This is a genomic window from Gemmobacter sp. 24YEA27, from assembly GCF_030052995.1.
GTDB lineage: Bacteria > Pseudomonadota > Alphaproteobacteria > Rhodobacterales > Rhodobacteraceae > Pseudogemmobacter.
Map to the genome: position 1 here is coordinate 277,692 of NZ_JASJPW010000002.1, position 17,845 is coordinate 295,536.

The 17,845-nt window shown below is 64.0% G+C and carries 17 protein-coding genes and 1 pseudogene; 12 read left to right on the top strand and 6 right to left on the bottom strand.

The genetic code is table 11. From position 1 onward, the window contains the following. Positions 1-45 precede the first annotated feature (45 nt). From QNO18_RS18910 to QNO18_RS18950, 9 genes and pseudogenes are all read left to right on the top strand, one after another. A complete protein-coding gene (locus QNO18_RS18910) occupies positions 46-1,116 on the top strand; it encodes a LacI family DNA-binding transcriptional regulator (RefSeq protein WP_283179094.1) in 1,071 nt (356 codons plus the stop codon). A 159-nt stretch (positions 1,117-1,275) separates the two neighbouring features. Continuing rightward, complete coding sequence (locus QNO18_RS18915) at positions 1,276-1,752, top strand: sigma-70 family RNA polymerase sigma factor (protein ID WP_283179095.1); 477 nt, start codon at positions 1,276-1,278, stop codon at positions 1,750-1,752. A 68-nt stretch (positions 1,753-1,820) separates the two neighbouring features. Then, positions 1,821-2,777: a FecR domain-containing protein gene (locus QNO18_RS18920; RefSeq protein ID WP_283179096.1), complete on the top strand. Its 957-nt coding sequence runs from the start codon at positions 1,821-1,823 to the stop codon at positions 2,775-2,777. Between the two features lie 176 nt (positions 2,778-2,953). Further along, positions 2,954-5,407, top strand: a complete 2,454-nt coding sequence (locus QNO18_RS18925) for a TonB-dependent receptor (protein WP_283179097.1) — start codon at positions 2,954-2,956, stop codon at positions 5,405-5,407. A gap of 59 nt (positions 5,408-5,466) precedes the next feature. Then, positions 5,467-6,105 (top strand): hypothetical protein, encoded by a 639-nt coding sequence (locus tag QNO18_RS18930; RefSeq protein WP_283179098.1) that lies wholly within the window; start codon positions 5,467-5,469, stop codon positions 6,103-6,105. Positions 6,106-6,185: 80 nt separating this feature from the next. Further along, a complete protein-coding gene (locus QNO18_RS18935; protein ID WP_283179099.1) occupies positions 6,186-6,623 on the top strand; it encodes a hypothetical protein in 438 nt (145 codons plus the stop codon). A 163-nt stretch (positions 6,624-6,786) separates the two neighbouring features. Further along, positions 6,787-7,182, top strand: coding sequence for a VOC family protein (locus QNO18_RS18940; protein ID WP_283179100.1), 396 nt, complete (start codon positions 6,787-6,789; stop codon positions 7,180-7,182). 76 nt (positions 7,183-7,258) lie between these two features. Beyond that, positions 7,259-7,797, top strand: a pseudogene (locus QNO18_RS18945) (Twin-arginine translocation pathway signal). Between the two features lie 13 nt (positions 7,798-7,810). Continuing rightward, on the top strand, positions 7,811-9,382 hold the full coding sequence (locus QNO18_RS18950; protein WP_283179101.1) for a GMC family oxidoreductase: 1,572 nt from the start codon (positions 7,811-7,813) through the stop codon (positions 9,380-9,382). 36 nt (positions 9,383-9,418) lie between these two features. On the opposite strand, the gene QNO18_RS18955 is transcribed toward QNO18_RS18950, so the two are convergent. From QNO18_RS18955 to QNO18_RS18975, 6 genes are all read right to left on the bottom strand, one after another. Next, positions 9,419-9,781: a cytochrome c family protein gene (locus tag QNO18_RS18955; protein WP_283179102.1), complete on the bottom strand. Its 363-nt coding sequence runs from the start codon at positions 9,779-9,781 to the stop codon at positions 9,419-9,421. Between the two features lie 53 nt (positions 9,782-9,834). Further along, the gene (gene dld / locus QNO18_RS18960) at positions 9,835-11,043 is read right to left on the bottom strand and encodes a D-lactate dehydrogenase (RefSeq protein WP_349293894.1); all 1,209 of its coding nucleotides are present in this window, start codon (positions 11,041-11,043) and stop codon (positions 9,835-9,837) included. A gap of 26 nt (positions 11,044-11,069) precedes the next feature. Then, positions 11,070-11,543, bottom strand: a complete 474-nt coding sequence (locus tag QNO18_RS25735) for an FAD-binding protein (protein ID WP_349293895.1) — start codon at positions 11,541-11,543, stop codon at positions 11,070-11,072. Positions 11,544-11,657: 114 nt separating this feature from the next. Continuing rightward, entirely contained in the window at positions 11,658-11,954 is a 297-nt protein-coding gene (locus QNO18_RS18965; protein ID WP_092902274.1) for a ribbon-helix-helix domain-containing protein, read from the bottom strand. A 122-nt stretch (positions 11,955-12,076) separates the two neighbouring features. Then, positions 12,077-12,781 carry a response regulator transcription factor gene (locus QNO18_RS18970; RefSeq protein WP_283179103.1) on the bottom strand — a complete coding sequence of 235 codons (705 nt, stop codon included), beginning with the start codon at positions 12,779-12,781 and terminating at the stop codon, positions 12,077-12,079. Then, the gene (locus QNO18_RS18975; RefSeq protein WP_283179104.1) at positions 12,778-14,298 is read right to left on the bottom strand and encodes a DUF4118 domain-containing protein; all 1,521 of its coding nucleotides are present in this window, start codon (positions 14,296-14,298) and stop codon (positions 12,778-12,780) included. Before QNO18_RS18975 ends, QNO18_RS18970 begins: the two co-directional genes overlap by 4 nt. Positions 14,299-14,455: 157 nt before the next feature. On the opposite strand from QNO18_RS18975, the gene QNO18_RS18980 reads away from it, so the two are divergent. The 3 genes from QNO18_RS18980 (at position 14,456) to QNO18_RS18990 (ending at position 17,790) form a co-directional block, all read left to right on the top strand. Further along, positions 14,456-16,408, top strand: coding sequence for a potassium transporter Kup (locus tag QNO18_RS18980; RefSeq protein WP_283179105.1), 1,953 nt, complete (start codon positions 14,456-14,458; stop codon positions 16,406-16,408). A 129-nt stretch (positions 16,409-16,537) separates the two neighbouring features. Continuing rightward, entirely contained in the window at positions 16,538-17,206 is a 669-nt protein-coding gene (locus QNO18_RS18985; protein WP_283179106.1) for a response regulator, read from the top strand. After that, entirely contained in the window at positions 17,206-17,790 is a 585-nt protein-coding gene (locus tag QNO18_RS18990; RefSeq protein WP_283179107.1) for a sensor histidine kinase N-terminal domain-containing protein, read from the top strand. Before QNO18_RS18985 ends, QNO18_RS18990 begins: the two co-directional genes overlap by 1 nt. Positions 17,791-17,845 lie beyond the last annotated feature (55 nt).

Here is a 17,845-nt window from a genome sequence, read left to right on the forward strand (position 1 = left end):
GCGCAGCGAAACTGTCAAGCTGCATTTCCAGGGAATGAGGAAACCGTGACACCACTCCGTCCAAAACCTGCGCCAACGCGTGCGCGGCGCACCACGATTTACGATCTGGCGGTGCTGGTGGGCGCCTCGCCGACGGCGGTCAGCGCGGTTCTTAACGGCACCTGGAAAAAGCGCCGCATCTCTGCCTCGCTCGCGGAACGCATCACCCGCACGGCCGAGGAACAGGGCTATGCGCTGAACCTTCAGGCCAGCGGCCTGCGGCGGGAAAAATCACGGCTGATCGGGATGATCGTGCCGAAATACGACAACCGCTATTTTGGGTCTATCGTTGAACGCTTCGAGGCAATGGCGCGGGAACGCGACCTTTTCCCAATCATTACCTGCACGATGCGCGACCCGGCGCTGGAAATACAGGCAGCGCGCGAGATGATCTCGCATCAGGTCGATTGCCTGATTGCGACCGGCGCCACCGATCCCGACCGGATCTCGAAGATCTGCGAGGCGGCGGGGGTGCGCTCGCTCAACCTCGATCTGCCCGGCAGCCGCGCGCCTTCGGTGATCTCGGATAATTTTGGCGGTGCGCTGGCACTGACACGGCGCATCCTTGCCGCCTCGGCCAGCCAGCGCCATCGCGGCGAGCCGATCCCCTTCATCGGCGGAAGGGCGAGCGATCACAACACATCCGAGCGGATCCGGGGCTTTCGTGCCGCCCATGCAGAGGCCGGAATCACGGTGGATGAGACGATGATTCTCGCCACCGGCTACGCGCCGGACCGGGCGATCACCGCGCTGGAAGCCCTGGCCACCAGGCGCGGCCAGCTGCCGCGCGCCATATTCGTCAATTCGACCATCGCGCTGGAAGGCGTTTTGCACTGGACACGCTCCAGCGGGCATTTCGGCTCTGTCGCGCCCCATGTGGGCTGTTTCGACTGGGATCCGCTGGCGGCAGTGCTGACGGAAAATATCGTTATGGTGCAACAGGATGTTCCGGCGATGCTGGGGGCATTGTTCCGCCTGATCGACGCCGATGACCCTGCTCCGGGGCTGAGCGAGATCCCCACCCATTTCGCGCCGCAGCCCTTTGCGGGCACTGCCGCAACAGTGGGCGCCGACTGAGCGGACCGCCATGCAACACCGGTGCGCCATAATTCCCAGGGCCTCTTGTCAGGAAATACCGGGGCGGCTACCGCTTGCCCGGAAACAGACCCCTGTCCAACCAGCCAAGGGTGACCAGTCTTGGAAAAAAAGCGGCTCGGCGAACTCATTGGCGCTTTTATGACGCTGCGGCCCCGGCTTCTCGCCATGGCCCAGGCGCAGCTGGGCAACCGCGCGCTGGCCGAAGATCTGGTCCAGGACACCTGGATCCGGCTGGAAACGGCACAAAGCGACAGCAGCATCGCGAATGCGGCGGGCTTTGTGTCTCAGGTCACCAAAAACGGCATCCGCGATCATTTCCGCAAGGAAAGGCGCCGCGCAGAGATCGACGCCGAGGTGCGCGATCTTCTGTGGGAACAATCCGATGAGGTCTCGGCCGAGCGCGCGGTGATGGGGCGGGACATGCTGGCCCGGGTGCAGGCGGCGCTGGAGGAACTCCCGGAAAAGACCCGCCGCATCTTTCTGATGAACCGGATCGACGGGGTGCCACATCGCAAGATTGCGCAACGGCTCGAAATGAGCGACGAAGCCGTCTATTATCACATCCGCCGCGCGCTGGAGCATCTTGCCGATCTGCGCGACGCCATGAACGATTGATCCGCCCTGCCCGTGCCGCTCTGCTCCGGCAGGTCGCGGCGCCAACGGGTTATCGCCGAGCCACAGGAATGAGTGACGCCGCCCCCCGGACCAAGGCCGATGCAAAGCTCGCCCGTGAGGCGCGGGACTGGGTCGTGCGTCTTGCCTCGGGCGAGGTGGCCGCCACAGAGCTGCAACAGTTCCGCGCCTGGAAGGCACAGTCAGAGGCCCATGCCCGCGCCTTTGCCGGGGAACGCCGTTTCTGGCAACAGCTTGACGGGCTTGGGGAAGTGGCCGGCCCGGTCCCGCCGGTGGCAAAGCCTGCCGCGCCCCGGATCGGACGGCGCGGTTTTCTGGCCGGAGGCATCGCCGCAGGCGCCGGAGCATGGGCGCTGGATCTGCCGCATCGCTGGCAGGACTGGACCGCCGATCTTCATACCGGTTTTGGCGAGATGGCGGGGATGACCCTCCCCGATGGCACGATCGCCACGCTGAACACCGACAGCGCGCTGGCGCTGGAATTCACGCAAGGGCAGCGACAGGTCAGGCTCCTGCGCGGCGAGGCCGAGTTCCGGGTGCAGGCCGGAACCAGCCCCCTGCGGGTCACGGCGCTGGATGGTGTGACCGAGGCGCAGGCCAGCCTGTTCTCGGTCGGGCTTGCAGATCGCGAGGCGCGCGTCACGGTGTCTGAGGGTCGGGTTCGGGTAAGCTCCGCTCTGGGCCAGGCGCTCGATCTTGCCGCATCGGAACAGGCGGTCTATGGCACGGGCCTGGCGGTGGCCGCGCGCGGCCCGGTCGACCGCGAGATCGCCTTCGCCTGGCGCGAGGGCCGGATCATCTTTGACGGCCGCCGCTTTGACCAGGCGGTGAGCGAACTCGCGCGGTATGTGCCCGAAAAGGTGATGCTCGGCCCCGGCGTTGATGCCGCCCTGCCGGTCAGCGCGGTCTTTTCGACCAGCGCCGCGCATGAGGCTATCGGGGCACTGGCACTGACCCAGGGCCTGTCTGTCCGGCATATTCCGCAGGTCATGATCCTGCTGAGCTGAGCTGCGACGGGGCCTCAATGCCAGGTCCGTAGAATTTATTTCAGTTTTGTCTTTAGGCAAAGCCCGGCCTCACCCGTCACTGATAGGAAGGGTCCAGGCAGGCCAATACCCACGCTCTTCGCTTCACCGGCCCCGGCGATGGGGTCCGTTGCAATGACAGAAAGGGTAAGGGTCTGATGCCTGCCAGTTTCCTCCATTTCCGGCGCGCGGCCGCGCGGCGCCTGACCGTTCTTTTCTCGGGGACTGCGCTCAGTCTGGGTGTGCTGGCAGGTGGCCCGGCGCTTATGGTGCTGACCGCGCCTGCGGTCATGGCGCAGAATGCGACGACCCACCGGCTGGATATTGCGGCCAAACCGCTGGGTCAGGCGCTGCGGGATCTGGCGCGCCAGACCGGGCTGCAGATCGCCTATCGGACCTCGGTCGCAGCGGGCGCGACGGCCCCGGCGGTCAGCGGCACGATGACGGCGGAACAGGCGCTGTCGCGACTTCTGGCAGGATCCGGGCTGAATTACAGCTTCACCGGCGCCACCACTGTGACCATTCTCGGCAACGCCTCCGACGCCTCCAGTGTTGGCGGCACTGTGGACGGCGCGCAGAACCTCGGGACGATCCTGCTGGTCACTGACCCGACCACCACAGAGGGCAGCAATTCCTATACCACGGGCGCGGCGACAGGATCGACCGGCCTGCCGATGAGCCTGAAGGAAACGCCGCAATCGGTGAGCGTGATCACCAGTCAGCGGCTGAAAGACCAGAATCTCGGCACCACACAGCAGATGCTGGCCTACACGACCGGCGTGCATTCGGCGATTTTCGAGACCGACCGCGACAATACCTGGTCGCGCGGGCAATGGGTCTCAAGCTATATCGTGGATGGTGTGGTGATCGATGGCGGCATCGGCTTCATGTCGGGGGTAGGCCTGCAATCCTCGACCTCGACCTATGATCATGCCGAGGTGGTGCGCGGCGCGACCGGCCTGCTGACCGGCCCCGGCGACCCTTCTGCCGCTGTTCGGATGGAGCGCAAGAAGGCCACTGCAACCGAGCTGACCGGCAGCATTGAGACACGCTATGGCAGCTGGAACCGCATGGGTCTGGGGCTGGATGTCTCGAACAAGCTGAATGAAAGCGGGTCTTTGCGCGGGCGTCTGGTCGTCGACCTCTACAGCGGCGACAGTTTCCGCGACCGATACAGCGTTGATAAACAAACGATCTATGGCACGCTGGCCTGGGATATAGATGACGCGACCACGCTGTCATTCAGCTATGAACACCGCAATCACGACCCGAAGGGCTCGGAATGGAGTGCCTTCCCGACGCTCTTCGCTGACGGCACTCCGACGCTTTTCCCGCGCAACTGGTCGAGCGCGCCATATTGGGCGTTCTGGTCGAGCAAACAGGATATGGCAACGATCCGGGCCGACCATGATTTCGGCGGCGGCTGGACCGGCAATGCGACGCTCAGCGGTGTTCTGCGCAGCTATTCGGCAGAAAACACCCGTTTCTATGGTCGACCGGACCCGGTGACCGGCCTTGGCATGACGCTGTTTGCCCGCAAGGCCGAGGAATGGGCGCGCCAGATCGCGCTGGATGCCTCGGTCTCCGGCCCTGTCGAGGCCTTTGGCCGCACGCATAATCTGAACTTCGGCCTCCATGCCGGGCGCGACTGGGGCAAGGCGGATGACTATGCCATCGTCGGGGCGCAGCCGGTCATGGGCAGTGTCTATAGCTGGGATGGCAGCCTCCCCCGGCCGCAATTCACCCTGCCCCAGGCCGGGGAGTGGACCAGGAAGGCCACGGAATACTCCGCCTATGGCGCGGCCCGGGTCTCGCTGGCCGACCCGCTGACTGCAATTCTCGGTCTTCGCTATACCGACTGGAGCGCGGATACCCGCAATTTCAAGGTTTTCACTCCCTATTTCGACACCGACGACATCTCGGTCTTTGCGAGCCATACTCAGATCTTCAACCCGCAAAGCTATCGTGACACCAACCGCAATTACCTCGACCCGGTTGAGGGCAAAAGCCAAGAGGTCGGCATCAAGGGCGAATGGTATGAAGGGCGGCTGAATGCCTCGCTGTCCTATTACCGCACCTATCAGGACAATGTCGCGACCGGTCTGGAAGATGCCAATGGCAATCCGATCTATGTGCCGGGCAGCAACGATCAGGCCTATTACGGCGCGATGGGCCAGTCGACCCGCGGCATCGAGCTGGAAGTTTCGGGCGAGATCGCGCCCGGCTGGAACCTGTTCTTCGGCGCGGCGAAGATGAAGGCCACCAACCCCGATGGCAGCCAGGCCAACAGCTTCCTGCCGGAAAATACCCTGAAGATCTTTACCACGTACAATCTGCCGGGCGAAAACAGCCAGTGGACCATCGGTGGCGGCGCGCGCTGGCAGAGCGAAAGCTGGAACACGCTGGGCGTTCCGGGTGTCGGGTCGGTGCGGAATTCGCAGCCTTCTTTCGCGGTAGTGGATGCGATGCTGCGCTATGACATCAACGACAAATGGTCGGCACAGCTCAACATCAACAACCTCTTCGATGAGAGCTATTACCATTCCGCCAGCGTCGCAGGCGTCTATGGCGAGCCGCGCAATGCGATGTTCACCCTGACATCGCGCTTCTGATGCCTGGCCCCGGTGCTGGCCGCCGGGGCTTTCAGACCACTCGCAAAGGCAGATTTCCCATGACTTTTCTTCCACGCAGGGGGCTCGCGCTGGCAGTCCTCCTCTTCACCGCATCGCCCCTGCTGGCCGAGGGCCTTCCTCAGATGCTGCCGGACGAATTCGCGCCCGCTGCCACCCGCACCAGCACCATTCCCGGCGGCTATGAGGTGCTCTCGGTTCCCGAGCTCGGCGCGGTGTTTGCCGCCTCGGTGCCCGATTTCACCGATGGCGCATCAGGCGATGTCTATATGCTCGATGCAGACACCCTCGCCCCGATCCGGCGCATCCAGCTGAAACGCCGGCCCTTCGCGCTGGCGGTCGATCATGCGAGGGGCTTGCTTTACGCCGGGAATACAAAGGACGGGTCGCTGTCGGTGATCGATGCGCGCAGCGGCCTGTTCCTGCGCACGATCCAGCTCGGGAAAACCGGTGCCAATGGCAAGATGGAACATACCCGCATGATCGAGGTCGATCAGACAACAGGCCGCGTTTTCGTCACCGGCCCGACCGATGAGGGCATTGTCTGGATCATTGACGGCGCAACCGGCGAGGTCACCTCGCGCACCGATAAAGCGGTGATCTGGGCGGCGGGTCTGGCGTTTGACGGGCGTGACCGCCTCTATGTCGGGGGGGCGGGGCCGAGGAAATCCTCGTTCTGAACGCGGTAACCGGCGAGAAGATCACCACCTTCTCGACCGGCGATACGCCGCCCGGCCAGGGCGATAAATCCGCGCATTTCATGGTGAACCTCTCGCTGGATGCGGCGGGTGGCCGGCTCTTTGCCGTCGACAGCCATGAGGGCAGGCTCTACGTCTTCAACACCGCTGATGGCAGTATTCTGGCCCAGGTGCCGATTGGTCCTGGCGCGCTGGATGTGATCTGGAACCCGGTGCGCGATGAGGCCTATGTCACCTGGTATGGCATCAACAGCCAGCTGCGCGACGGCACCGGCGGCATCACCGTGGTCAATACCAAAGACTACAGCGTCACCCGTGATCTCGCGGTCAAGACCTTCCCGAGCAACCTTTCGCTGGACGAGAGCGGGCAGGTTCTGTTCGCCTCGGTCTCGGAACCCTCAAATGACCAGCATCCGGATTATGCCCCGGGCACAATCGGATCGGTGATCCGGCTGGATCTGGCGATCCTTGGCGATCTGATGGCGGCTAAAACCCCCTGACCCCGACCGGAAGGCCCCATTCGCCCCCCCTGCCCTCTGACCCGCGCCTTTGGCGCGGGTCATGTCATTTCTGCGCGTCAGGAGAACAATTTTCCCGTCAGTAGCATGATACTACCCCCGTGATCCGGTTCTGTCCTTTGCTGTACCAAAGCAAGGAGACACTATGGCCCGGATGATTCACACCATGATCCGCGTGCTGGACGAAGCCCGTTCGCTCGCATTCTATGACCAGGCTTTCGGCCTGAACGTGGTGGAACGCCTCGATTTCGAGACCTTCACCCTGATCTACCTCGCCAATGCCGAAACCGGGTTCGAGCTGGAGCTGACCGTCAACAAGGGCCGTGTTGAGCCCTATAACCTCGGCGATGGTTACGGCCATCTCGCGGTCTCGGTCACTGATGTGAATGCAGAACATGCGCGCCTGGAAGCTGCCGGTCTTGCCCCGCGCAAACTGGTCGATTTCGCCCCAGGCGGCGACGTCATCGCCCGGTTTTTCTTTATCGCCGATCCCGACGGTTACCAGATCGAAGTGCTGCAGCGCGCGGGGCGCTACCAATAATCTGAAACGGCATCCCTGCGCGGAAGAGGAGCCGCGCCGGGAACTCCCAGCCGACTGAGAAAGCAAGGAGGAGACTATGACGACCCTGACCGCAAATCGCGGACTGAGGGCGAACGCCCTCACCCGTCGCCAGCTGATCTCGCGCAGCTTTGCCGCAAGCGCGGGAATGATCATCGGCGCGGGCTTTATCGCCGCCCCCGATGCCGCCTGGGCCTATGAGGCGACCACGCTGAAGCCTGAGACCATGGCTTCGCTGGTGCGCATGGCGCGCGACATCTACCCCCATGACCGCATCGCCGATGAATTCTATGTCATTGCCGTCAAAGGCTATGACACGCCCGAAACCGCCCCGGAATTGAAGCCGGGATCGCCGCGCTGAATGCGGCGGCGCAGGGCGCAGGGCACAGCGACTATCTCTCCATCGGGTGGGAGGATGACCGGGTGGCACTGCTGCGCGGCATGGAGAACTCCGCCTTTTTCCAGCAGATCCGCGGTGGCCTCGTGACCGGTCTTTATAACCAGAAGGCCGTCTGGCCGATCTTTGGCTATGAAGGCGAGTCCTTCAGCCAGGGCGGTTATCTGCATCGCGGTTTTGACGATATCAGCTGGCTCTGAGGGGGGCGGATCAATGGTTGCGAAATTTGAACTGGACGACGATTCCGTCGTTCTGATCATCGGCACAGGCTCGGGCGGCGGTGTACTGGCGAATGAACTGGCGCAAAAAGGCGTCAAAGTCGTCTCGCTGGAGGCCGGTGGGCGCTATATGCCCGAAGACTATATCAACGACGAGTGGGACAGCTTTGCACAGCTGGCCTGGACCGACACGCGCACCACATCGGGCGACTGGCGGGTGGCAAATGACTTTTCCGGCCTTCCCGCCTGGATCGTCAAGGCCGTGGGCGGCACCTCGATCCACTGGGCAGGGGCCAGCTTGCGCTTTCAGGACCATGAATGGAAAGCGCGCACCAATTATGGCCATGTCACCGGGGCGAACCTGCTCGACTGGCCGATTGACGGCGCGGAAATGGCGCCCTGGTATGAGAAGGCCGAGACCAAACTTGGCGTGACCCGTACCGGCGACCGCCCCGGCCTGCCCGGCAACAACAATTACAAGGTGCTGGAAAAGGGCGCTAAGGCGCTTGGCTATAAAGAGGTCCATACCGGTCGCATGGCGATCAATTCGGTCGATTACGATGACCGTCTCGCCTGCCAGCAGACCGGGTTCTGTTTCCAGGGCTGCAAATGGGGCGCGAAATGGTCCTCGGCCTATACCGATATCCCGAAAGGCGAGGCGACCGGAAATCTGGAAGTCCGCGACCGTTGTCATGCGCTGAAGATCGAGCATGACGACAAAGGCCGTGTCACCGGCGTGCTTTATGCCGACAAGGATGGCAATCACCACTTCCAGAAAGCGCGCGTGGTCTGCGTCGCGGGCAACTCGATCGAGAGCCCCCGGATCCTTTTGAATTCGGCGTCTTCGATGTTCCCGGACGGGCTCGCGAATTCCTCGGGCCAGGTCGGACGCAACTATCTCCGTCACGTCACCGGATCGGTTTACGGCGTGTTTGAGAAGCCGGTGAAGATGTGGCGCGGCACCACCATGGCGGGGATCGTGCAGGACGAGGCACGGCTTGACCCCTCGCGCGGGTTCGTCGGCGGCTATGAGCTGGAGACGCTTTCGCTTGGCATCCCCTTCATGGCGGCCTTCCTTGATCCGGGCGGCTGGGGGCGCAGCTTCACCTCGGCGATGGATGGCTATGAGAACATGGCCGGGATGTGGATCGTGGGCGAGGATATGCCGCAGGAGACGAACCGCATCACGCTGTCGGCCACCGCTGTCGACCAGTTCGGAATGCCTGCCCCGAATGTGCATTTCGATGATCACCCCAATGATATCGCGATGCGCAACCATGCCTATGCACGGGGCGAGGCGATCTACCGCGCCGCAGGTGCCACGCGAACCCTGCCGACGCCGCCCTATCCGTCGACGCATAACCTCGGCACCAACCGGATGTCGGAAAATCCACGGGACGGCGTGGTGAACAAACACGGCCAAAGCCATGACATCCCGAACCTTTTCGTGTCAGACGGCAGCCAGTTCACCAGCGGCGCGGCCGAGAACCCGACATTGACCATCGTCGCCCTTGCGATCCGTCAGGCCGAGTTCATCGCGGGCGAGCTGTCGAAACAGAACCTCTGAACAAGAAAGGGCGGAACCTCGGTTCCGCCCTTTTCCTTACTCGCCCAGCGTCGCGAGATAAGCCAGCAGATCCGCGCGTTCCTCGGGCTTTTTCAGCCCGGCAAAGGTCATCTTATTGCCCGGCAGCACGGTTTTCGGGGCCTCGATAAAGGCGTCGATCTCTTCCGCCGTCCAGATATGCCCCTCTTCGCCCCAGGCCTGCATCGCGTTGGAATAGGCATAGCCCTCGACCGAGGCCGTCTTGCGCCCGATGATCCCGAAGAGGTTTGGCCCGGCTTTCGGGGGCGCATCCGCCGCAAAGGCATGGCAGGCGAAGCATTTCTTCGCGACTTTCTCGCCCTGTTCCGCATCACCGGCAAAGGCGGCCTGAACGAGGAACAAAGACATCAACAGGGACAAAACGGGGGTCTTAACGGACAGCACTCCTTGCAAAAGCTCGGGTAATCGGGGGATCAGTGGGTCTGGCCGCAGCATGAGCTGCCTTGCCAGTTGCGGGCGGTGGGGGTCTGGCCAAGCCCTGGGTTCAGGCTGTTGGTCGGGTCGAGCCCCTGGTAGAACGCGGCCAGCTGCGGCGGCGCCTTATAAAGATGCCCGACATTATGTTCCGCCGGGTATTGGGCGCCGCGCTGGTCCAGAATCTTCCACATCGCATGTTCCAGACCAAGGCAGTCGGTGCCCTTTTTCGCCACATAATCCTGATGGAAGACATGGCAAAAGAAATGCCCGTAATAGAGCTTGTGCGCGATCTGCGCCTCAAGATCCGGCGGCAGGGTTTCGACCCAGTCACGGTCATTGCGTCTCAACGCAATATCAAGCGCGACAATATCCTCGACCTCGCGCTTATGCACGGCGCGGTAGCGGTTGGCAGCCCCGGCCACGGCAAACCGGTGCAGGAAGGCGGCAGCGCCCTCGCTGGCCGTGGCCTCGAACATATCGCCACTGGCGGAAGGGAAGCGGCGCGCAAGGTAATCGCGGGCCTCCGCGATGCCCTGACCGCCCATCCGCAGAAAGAGGTGATGGTCATAGCGCGCGCGGAAATCGCGCAGACGGGGCGGGAGATGTTTCGGGAAAAGCCGCGACAGGGCCTGCGCGATCCGGTCCGACAGCGTGGTGCCAAGGCCCAGCCGTTCGGTCCAGCCATCGATCTTTGATTTCAGCGCGAAGATGCCGGAAATGCGCTGCGTGCCAAGCCGGCGGATCAGAAGGAACGTATCCTTGCCGTAGCGTTCGGCAATATCCCAGGCGGTGCCGTGGATATATTCGCCGGCAATCGGCAGGCTGTTGAACCCGGCCAGCATATCACGGCGGATCGCGGTCAGCTCATCCGGGTCACTGGTGCCGATGCAGAATACGGCAGTCTCGGTTTCGGCCTCGAATGTGTCAAGCCGCACCGCAAAAACCGCGAGCCTGCCCGCCGATCCCGACGCTTCGTGCAACCGTCGCCGATCGGCATTGAACCGTGCCGGCGTGTCCGCATCGACATCGCGGACATGTCCAGCATAGTCGCGGTCAGACCCCCAGGCCTCGCCCGGAGCGGGTGCCGGCAGGTCGCCTGCTTCAACCCTTGCAAGGATCGTTTCGGGGTCATCGCCGAGATCAAAGCCCAGATGGTTGACCAGCGCGACCGTGCCATCCGCCCGCACCTCGGCATAAAGCGCCATTTCGGTATAGGCCGGGCCGCGCCGGATCAGCGCGCCGCCCGAATTGTTGCAGATCCCCCCAGCACCGAGGCGCCGATACAGCTTGACCCGATCACCGAATGCGGCTCGCGGCCCAGAGGTTTCAGCGTGCGCTCCAGCCCGTCCAGCGTCGATCCGGGCAGACAGAGCACCTGTTTGCCAGCGTCGATCAGATGGATACCCCGCAGCCGCATGACGCTGATCAGCACCACAGGCCGGTCATAATCGTCCCCCCAGGGCGTCGAGCCGCCGGTAAGGCCGGTATTCGCCGCCTGAAAGATCACCACCCGGCCCGCCGCGATCACAGCAGTCAGGGCGCGCCACATCTCGACCAGCGATCCGGGGCAAAGCACCGCCTCGACCTGGCCGCCGCCATAGCGGATGCCGCGCGTGAAACGCCGCGTGGCCCGCGCGTCGGTCAGCACATGGCCGGGCCCGATCAGCTGACGCAGCCCGGCCAGCAGCTCACCCGTGTCGCGCATCTCTGTCTCCCCCCCGGTTCCCGGCTGCCATAATGGCCCGGTCCGGTGAGAAGCGGGTAGTATCATATTGTCCGCAAAGCGTTTTTGGGCAGGACGTTTTACTGCGGGGCCTTATCAGGCCACGGCGCGGCTGACCGGCATCTGGGCAGCGCGGCGGGTTTCCATGCGCACCAGACAGGTGCAGCGCAAAAGCGAGGCAAAATTCCCCGGCTCACCGTGGAATTCCAGCACCTCGCGATGCAACGTCGAGAGAAACGCCCCGGTCGATTCCCCCTGTTCACGGGCAATTTCGTCCAGGATCGTCCAGAAGGCAGCCTCAAGCCGCACCGAGGTGCTTTGCCCGTTCAGGCGGATGCGGCGGGTGACCGGCACATAACGGTCCGGATCCTGCCTGGCGAATAATTCACACATCTGATCCGGTCCTCCTCCCGTTTGATGTTGCCTCAGTCTATGCCCGCCCGGGGCGGGGCGTCCAGCACAGGAATCGGCAATTCCGCAATCTGACCTACAGAGGGCGGCATGAGAGGCGGCATTCAGTCTGGATGGATCCAGCGATAGCCGATCCCGGCCTCGGTCCGGATCGCGCTGGCATCAAAGCCGGCCAGGTCGAGCTTTTGCCGCAGCTGCCCGATAAAGACCCGCAGATAAACGATATCCTCGACATGTGCCGGCCCCCAGACCCTGAGCAGAAGCTGGCGATGGGTCACGATCCGGTCCGGCTGCTCCAGCAGCGCTAGCAACAGGTCGAATTCTTTCGGGGTCAGCTTTACCGGAGCCCCCAGCACTGTCACTTCGCGCAGATCGCGCGACAGCGCAAGGTTGCCGCTGCGCAGCAAGGCTGCCTGCCCCGTTGTCCCTCCTGCGGCCGCGCGTCTTGGCCGCAATGTGGCACGCAACCGTGCCAGCAGTTCGCCAATGGCAAAGGGTTTGGCCACGAAATCATTGGCGCCCAGATCCAGCGCGAGGATCTTCTCCATCTCCTGATCATGGGCCGAAAGCACGATCACCGGCAGGTCAGAGCTGGCCCGGAGCTGTTCGATCACCGTCTTGCCGTTCATATCCGGCAGCCCGAGATCAAGCACCATCAGATCGGGCCTGTGCTGCGCGACCGCCTCCAGCGCGCCGGCACCGGTTGCGGCAAGGGTGGTGTCATAGCCAGACGCCGTCAGCGCGTGAACAAGGAAGCGCTGGATCTGCGGTTCGTCATCGACCACGAGGATAAGCTGGCGCGCGGTCATATCGGGCCGCCCGCGCCCGTAGGGGTAACCGCCGGCAGGATCAGGGCGAGCCGCGCGCCGGGGCCGGGCCGGGCCTCCAGCCGCCCGCCAAGGAGCTGCGCGATCCCCTTGCAGATCGGCAGGCCAAGGCCGCTTTTCTCTTCGCCCCGGGTCAGGTCCGGAGTGGCAAGCCAGGCCAGCACGGACCCGGGCAGGCCTGGCCCCTGGTCGTGGACCTCCAGTCTGATATCGGGGCCGTCCGTTGCGCCGGTGACCAGAACCGGCCCCGGCGCATAGGCTTTCGCGTTTTCGATCAGGCTGAACACCACCTGTTCGACCAGCCCCGCCTCGGCCATCACGAGCGGCAGATCGGGAAGATCGGCGGTGATCGAGGCGGCGGGAAAGGCGCGCTGCGCGCGGCTGGCCGCGGCCCGGGCGCAATCCGCCGGTGCAACCGGGTGCAGAGCGACCGAAGCCCCCGTCAGCAGCCGCGTCATTTGCAACAGGTTTTCGACATAGCGCGCCAGCCGCGTGGCCTCTTCCGATGTGGCGCTCAGCAGGTCTTCCTGGGCCTCGGGCGGCAGGCTGCCCCGCAGGTCGCGCAAAGTGGTGACCGATCCGAGAATCGTCGCAAGCGGCGTGCGCAGATCATGCGACAGCGACGAGAGCAGCGCGGCGCGCAGCGCCTGGCGGTCGGAAATCTCGCGCTCTTCACTGGCTTTTCGGCCCAGTTCCAGCCGCTCCAGCGCGGCACCGGCCTGGCGCAGCACATTGTCGATGGCCTGTTCGCGGTAGCCGGTATCGCGGTCGACGGCCTCGGGCAGCCGGTGCCCGATCGCATGGCGCGCCGCCGCGCCCAGAGGCAGCGGATGGAAGGTCAGATGCGACCCGGTCCAGCCATCGGCAATCGCCATCTCGACCCGGCCCCGGATCAGCGCCTGTTCCGCCGCCTGGAGATCCGCCTCGCGCGGCGTCAGACTGCCAGGCGCGGGGACCAGCCCGGCGGGGCTGCGGCTCAGCAGCGCAACCGGCGCGTCAGAAAGGGTGGTCACATGGCGGATCACGGTATCGAGGATCTGCGCCTCGCTGCCTGCCCGGCCAAGCGCACCACTGGCCGAGGACAGGACCTCAAGCACCACCGCCCGGTCCCGCGCGCTGTCGACCTGTTCGCGCATCCGCCCGGCGAGGAACCCGGTCAGACCCGCCGCCGTCAAAAAAGCCAGCAATACGACCATATCCTGGGGCTGCGCCGCCATCAGACTGAGATGCGGCTCGACGAAAAAGAAATTGAACACCGCCAGCGCAACCAGCGCCGAACCGAGCCCGGGCCAGAAACCGAATGCGGCGGCATTGACCAGGACCGCCATCAGCAAAAGCAATAATGCGACGATCTCGCTCATCCAGCCGCGCGATGGCACCACAATCGCCGTCACCACGACGAGCACCAGCACCGCCGCCAGGATCTGCTGCGGACGTTTCGACAGGGGACCGGCCGGACGCGGGCCGGAAACGGGAGGATCGACAAACACTGGCTCCATGTGCTGATCAAACCCTGGCCACCGGATTTGTCCACAATCTTTATGCGATCCTTATGCCGCCCGGCGCTTTCCCCATCGCTTCCTTACACGGCGAAGCACAGATCTGTGAAACCGTCACGAGGCTTCTGCCACAGCCCCGACCGACAGGAGAAAGACAATGCAGAATATTGCGCTGACCGCCGCGCCGGAAAAACCGCAGGACACACCGCATGCCATCCCTGGCGAAGGGCACAGTGCCCGAAAACCCGCCATGGCGGCGCTCACGCTTGGGGTGCTGGGCGTGGTTTATGGCGATATCGGCACCTCGCCGCTTTATGCGCTGCGCGAGGCGATGGTGGCGAGCGGCGCCACAAGGGGTCATGTGCCGGCTGAGAACATCTTCGGGGTGATCTCGCTGATCATCTGGACGCTGACGCTGATCGTGTCGGTGAAATATGTCGGCATCCTTTTGCGCGCCGATAATGACGGCGAGGGCGGCACGTTGTCGCTGCTGGCGCTTGCGCAGCGCGCGCTTGGCCAGATGCGCGGCCGCAGAGCGCTGGTTCTGGTGGTGCTCGGTATCCTCGGCGCCGCGCTCTTTTCCGGTGATGCCGTGATCACGCCGGCGGTCTCGGTCCTGTCCGCGGTCGAAGGGCTGAAGCTGATCGCACCTGGTACAGCGCCCTTTGTCGAGCCGGTCGCCATGGCGGTGATCGTCCTGCTGTTCTGGGTGCAAAAACACGGCACCGATTTTGTGTCGCGCTTTTTCGGCCCCGTCATGCTTTTGTGGTTTCTGGTGCTGGCGGCGGGCGGGCTCTGGCGGCTTTGCGAAGCGCCTGAGGTTCTCTCTGCCCTGTCGCCACATCACGCTTTGCAGTTCCTGCTGGCGCATCAGGGCGTGGCGCTGGCGGTGCTGGGGTCGGTCTTTCTGGCTGTCACCGGGGCCGAGGCGCTTTACGCCGATATGGGCCATTTCGGCGCCAGACCCATCCGGATCGGCTGGTTTTACCTCACCTTCCCGGCTTTGGTGCTGAATTACCTCGGCCAGGGTGCCGAACTTCTGACCCGCCCCGAAGCGCTGGAAAGCCCGTTCTACCTTATGTTCCCGCCGCAGCTGCTGGTGCCGATGGTGGTGCTGGCGATGCTTGCAACTGTGATCGCCTCGCAGGCGGTGATCACTGGTGCGTTTTCCCTGGCGCAGCAGGCGATCCAGCTCAGGCTTTCGCCGCGGCTGAAGATCCGCCAGACCTCCGAGGAACAGCAGGGCCAGATCTACCTGCCGCTGATCAACGGGCTTTTGATGTTCGGGGTGCTGGCGCTGGTGCTGACCTTTGGCAGCTCCTCGGCGCTGGCGGCGGCTTACGGGATCTCAGTCTCGGGGGCGATGCTGGTGACCTCGCTTCTGGCAATGGTGGTGGTGCGCTGGCACTGGCGCTGGCCGGTGATCGCGATCCTCGCCGTGATGGGCCCGCTGGTCGCGCTGGAAGTGGTTTTCTTTGGCTCGAACCTGATAAAGGTGGCGGATGGGGGTTATGTGCCGCTGGCGCTGGCCGGAGCCTTGCTGGTCGTCATGCTGATCTGGCGGCGCGGCACTGCCATTGTCCAGGCGAAAGATGCCGAGGGGCAATTGCCGCTGGCGGCGCTGGTGACCAGGCTGGGCAGTGACCGCATCGCGAAGGTTCCGGGCACCGCCGTCTTCCTGACCGCCTCGCCCGAAAACGCGCCGGTTGCGCTTTTGCACAGTCTGAAACATTTCCGGGCGCTGCATGAGCAGAATATCATCCTCTCGATCGTCACCCGCGATCTGCCCCGGCTGAGCGATGAGACCAGGCTGAGATATGAAGAGATCGCCCCGGGCTTTCGCCGCATCATCCTGCAATATGGCTATGCCGAAGAGCCGGATGTGCCGCGCGCCCTGATGCTGGCGCGGCAAAAGGGGCTGAAATTCGACATCATGGCGACCTCCTTCATCCTGTCGCGCCGCAGCCTGCGCCCGTCTGTGCGGCCCCGGATGCCGATGTGGCAGGCCCGGCTTTTCATCTGGATGTCGCGCAATGCCGCCAGTGCCCAGGACTATTTCCGCATTCCCGCCGGGCGTGTGGTCGAGATCGGCACCCAGGTGAGCCTCTGATGCCGGCCACTGTGATCAGTCTCTCACTGGCGCCGCGCCCGCGCCCGGCTTAAGTCTGGCTTAAGCCGGGCGTGGCATGGCCCGCCCCGGTCCGGCGGAAAGATGTTCCGCCGGAAAAATGGGGATGCAATGCGGCTCTTGATTGTCGAGGATGACGACCTTTTGCGCGACGGGCTCAGCGTCGGGCTGCGGCTGGCCGGGTTCTCGCCCGATGCCGTAGGGTCGGTGGCAGATGCCAGGGCGGCGCTGACGGCAGGAAATTTCGAAGCGATGGTGCTGGATCTGATGCTGCCGGATGGCTCCGGTCTCGAACTGCTGCGCGAAATGCGCGCGACGGAAAGCGATCTGCCGGTCCTTTTGCTGACCGCGCGCGATCGGCTGGAGGATAAGGTCGCGGGCCTTGATGCCGGCGCCGATGATTACCTTGGCAAACCGTTCGAGCTGGACGAGCTTGCGGCGCGGCTGCGCGCGATTCTGAGGCGTCGCCAGGGCCGGGCGGAAAGTCATCTCAGCTGGAACGGGTTTGTGCTTGACCCGGCCCGGATGCGCGGCATCATCGCCGGGCGCGAGGTGATCTTTCCCAATCGCGAATTCACCCTGATCCAGGCATTGATGGAACGCCCCGGCGCGATCCTTGGAAAATCCTTCCTCGAAGACCGGCTTTATGGCTGGCAGGAAGAGGTCGGCTCGAACACGGTCGAAGTGCATATCCATAAACTCCGCACCAAACTCGGCGCCGATTTCATCGAGACAGTGCGGGGCGCCGGATACCGGCTGGCCCCCGAGGGCGAGGTATGATGTCGTCGATCCGGATGCGGCTCTTCCTGATCCTGCTGGCGGCGACCGGGGCGGTCTGGCTCTCGGCGGTGGTCTGGATCCAGTATACCACCCGCACCGAGGTCAATCATGTGCTGGACCGGCGCCTTCAGGAATCGGCGCATATGGTGGCCTCGCTGATCGCGCGCAATGGCGGCGTTGTAGGGGAGGCCGTGGAAATGCTGGCCCATCCCCGTCCGCATATTCTGCCCGATGATGGCCCCGAGGGCTATTCACATGAGCTGATCTGCCAGGTCTGGGGCTTTGACGGCCGGCTGAAGAGCGAATCCGATGGCGCGCCGAAGACCCGGCTTGCCGATGATGCGGCCGGGTTCTCCGAACGTGAGGTCGATGGCGAGACCTGGCGCGTCTATTCCCATATCGACCCCGAGATGGGCGTCCGCGTCATGGTCGGCGATGCGCTTTCGATGCGCGAGCGGCTGGTACGTGGGGTGATCCTTGGCCTTCTGGTGCCGGCTCTGGCCATTCTTCCGGTGCTGGCGGCGCTGATCTGGTTCGCGGTCGGGCGCGGCCTTGCGCCGCTTGACCGGCTGGCGCGGGGCTGACCCTGCGCCCGGCGACCGATCTCTCGGCCATAGACCCCGCCCCCGGCCCGCGCGA

Bases quoted from the DNA above. Each gene is read 5' to 3' on its own strand.
- QNO18_RS18985 (WP_283179106.1), top strand. From the start codon at position 16,538: ATGCGGCTCTTGATTGTCGAGGATGACGACCTTTTGCGCGACGGGCTC.
- QNO18_RS18970 (WP_283179103.1), bottom strand. From the start codon at position 12,781: ATGACCGCGCGCCAGCTTATCCTCGTGGTCGATGACGAACCGCAGATC.
- QNO18_RS18975 (WP_283179104.1), bottom strand. From the start codon at position 14,298: ATGGAGCCAGTGTTTGTCGATCCTCCCGTTTCCGGCCCGCGTCCGGCC.
- QNO18_RS18940 (WP_283179100.1), top strand. From the start codon at position 6,787: ATGGCCCGGATGATTCACACCATGATCCGCGTGCTGGACGAAGCCCGT.
- QNO18_RS18935 (WP_283179099.1), top strand. From the start codon at position 6,186: ATGGTGAACCTCTCGCTGGATGCGGCGGGTGGCCGGCTCTTTGCCGTC.
- QNO18_RS25735 (WP_349293895.1), bottom strand. From the start codon at position 11,543: ATGCGCGACACGGGTGAGCTGCTGGCCGGGCTGCGTCAGCTGATCGGG.
- QNO18_RS18965 (WP_092902274.1), bottom strand. From the start codon at position 11,954: ATGTGTGAATTATTCGCCAGGCAGGATCCGGACCGTTATGTGCCGGTC.
- QNO18_RS18980 (WP_283179105.1), top strand. From the start codon at position 14,456: ATGCAGAATATTGCGCTGACCGCCGCGCCGGAAAAACCGCAGGACACA.
- QNO18_RS18950 (WP_283179101.1), top strand. From the start codon at position 7,811: ATGGTTGCGAAATTTGAACTGGACGACGATTCCGTCGTTCTGATCATC.
- QNO18_RS18920 (WP_283179096.1), top strand. From the start codon at position 1,821: ATGAGTGACGCCGCCCCCCGGACCAAGGCCGATGCAAAGCTCGCCCGT.
- QNO18_RS18990 (WP_283179107.1), top strand. From the start codon at position 17,206: ATGTCGTCGATCCGGATGCGGCTCTTCCTGATCCTGCTGGCGGCGACC.
- dld (WP_349293894.1), bottom strand. From the start codon at position 11,043: ATGGCGCTTTATGCCGAGGTGCGGGCGGATGGCACGGTCGCGCTGGTC.
- QNO18_RS18930 (WP_283179098.1), top strand. From the start codon at position 5,467: ATGACTTTTCTTCCACGCAGGGGGCTCGCGCTGGCAGTCCTCCTCTTC.
- QNO18_RS18925 (WP_283179097.1), top strand. From the start codon at position 2,954: ATGCCTGCCAGTTTCCTCCATTTCCGGCGCGCGGCCGCGCGGCGCCTG.
- QNO18_RS18915 (WP_283179095.1), top strand. From the start codon at position 1,276: ATGACGCTGCGGCCCCGGCTTCTCGCCATGGCCCAGGCGCAGCTGGGC.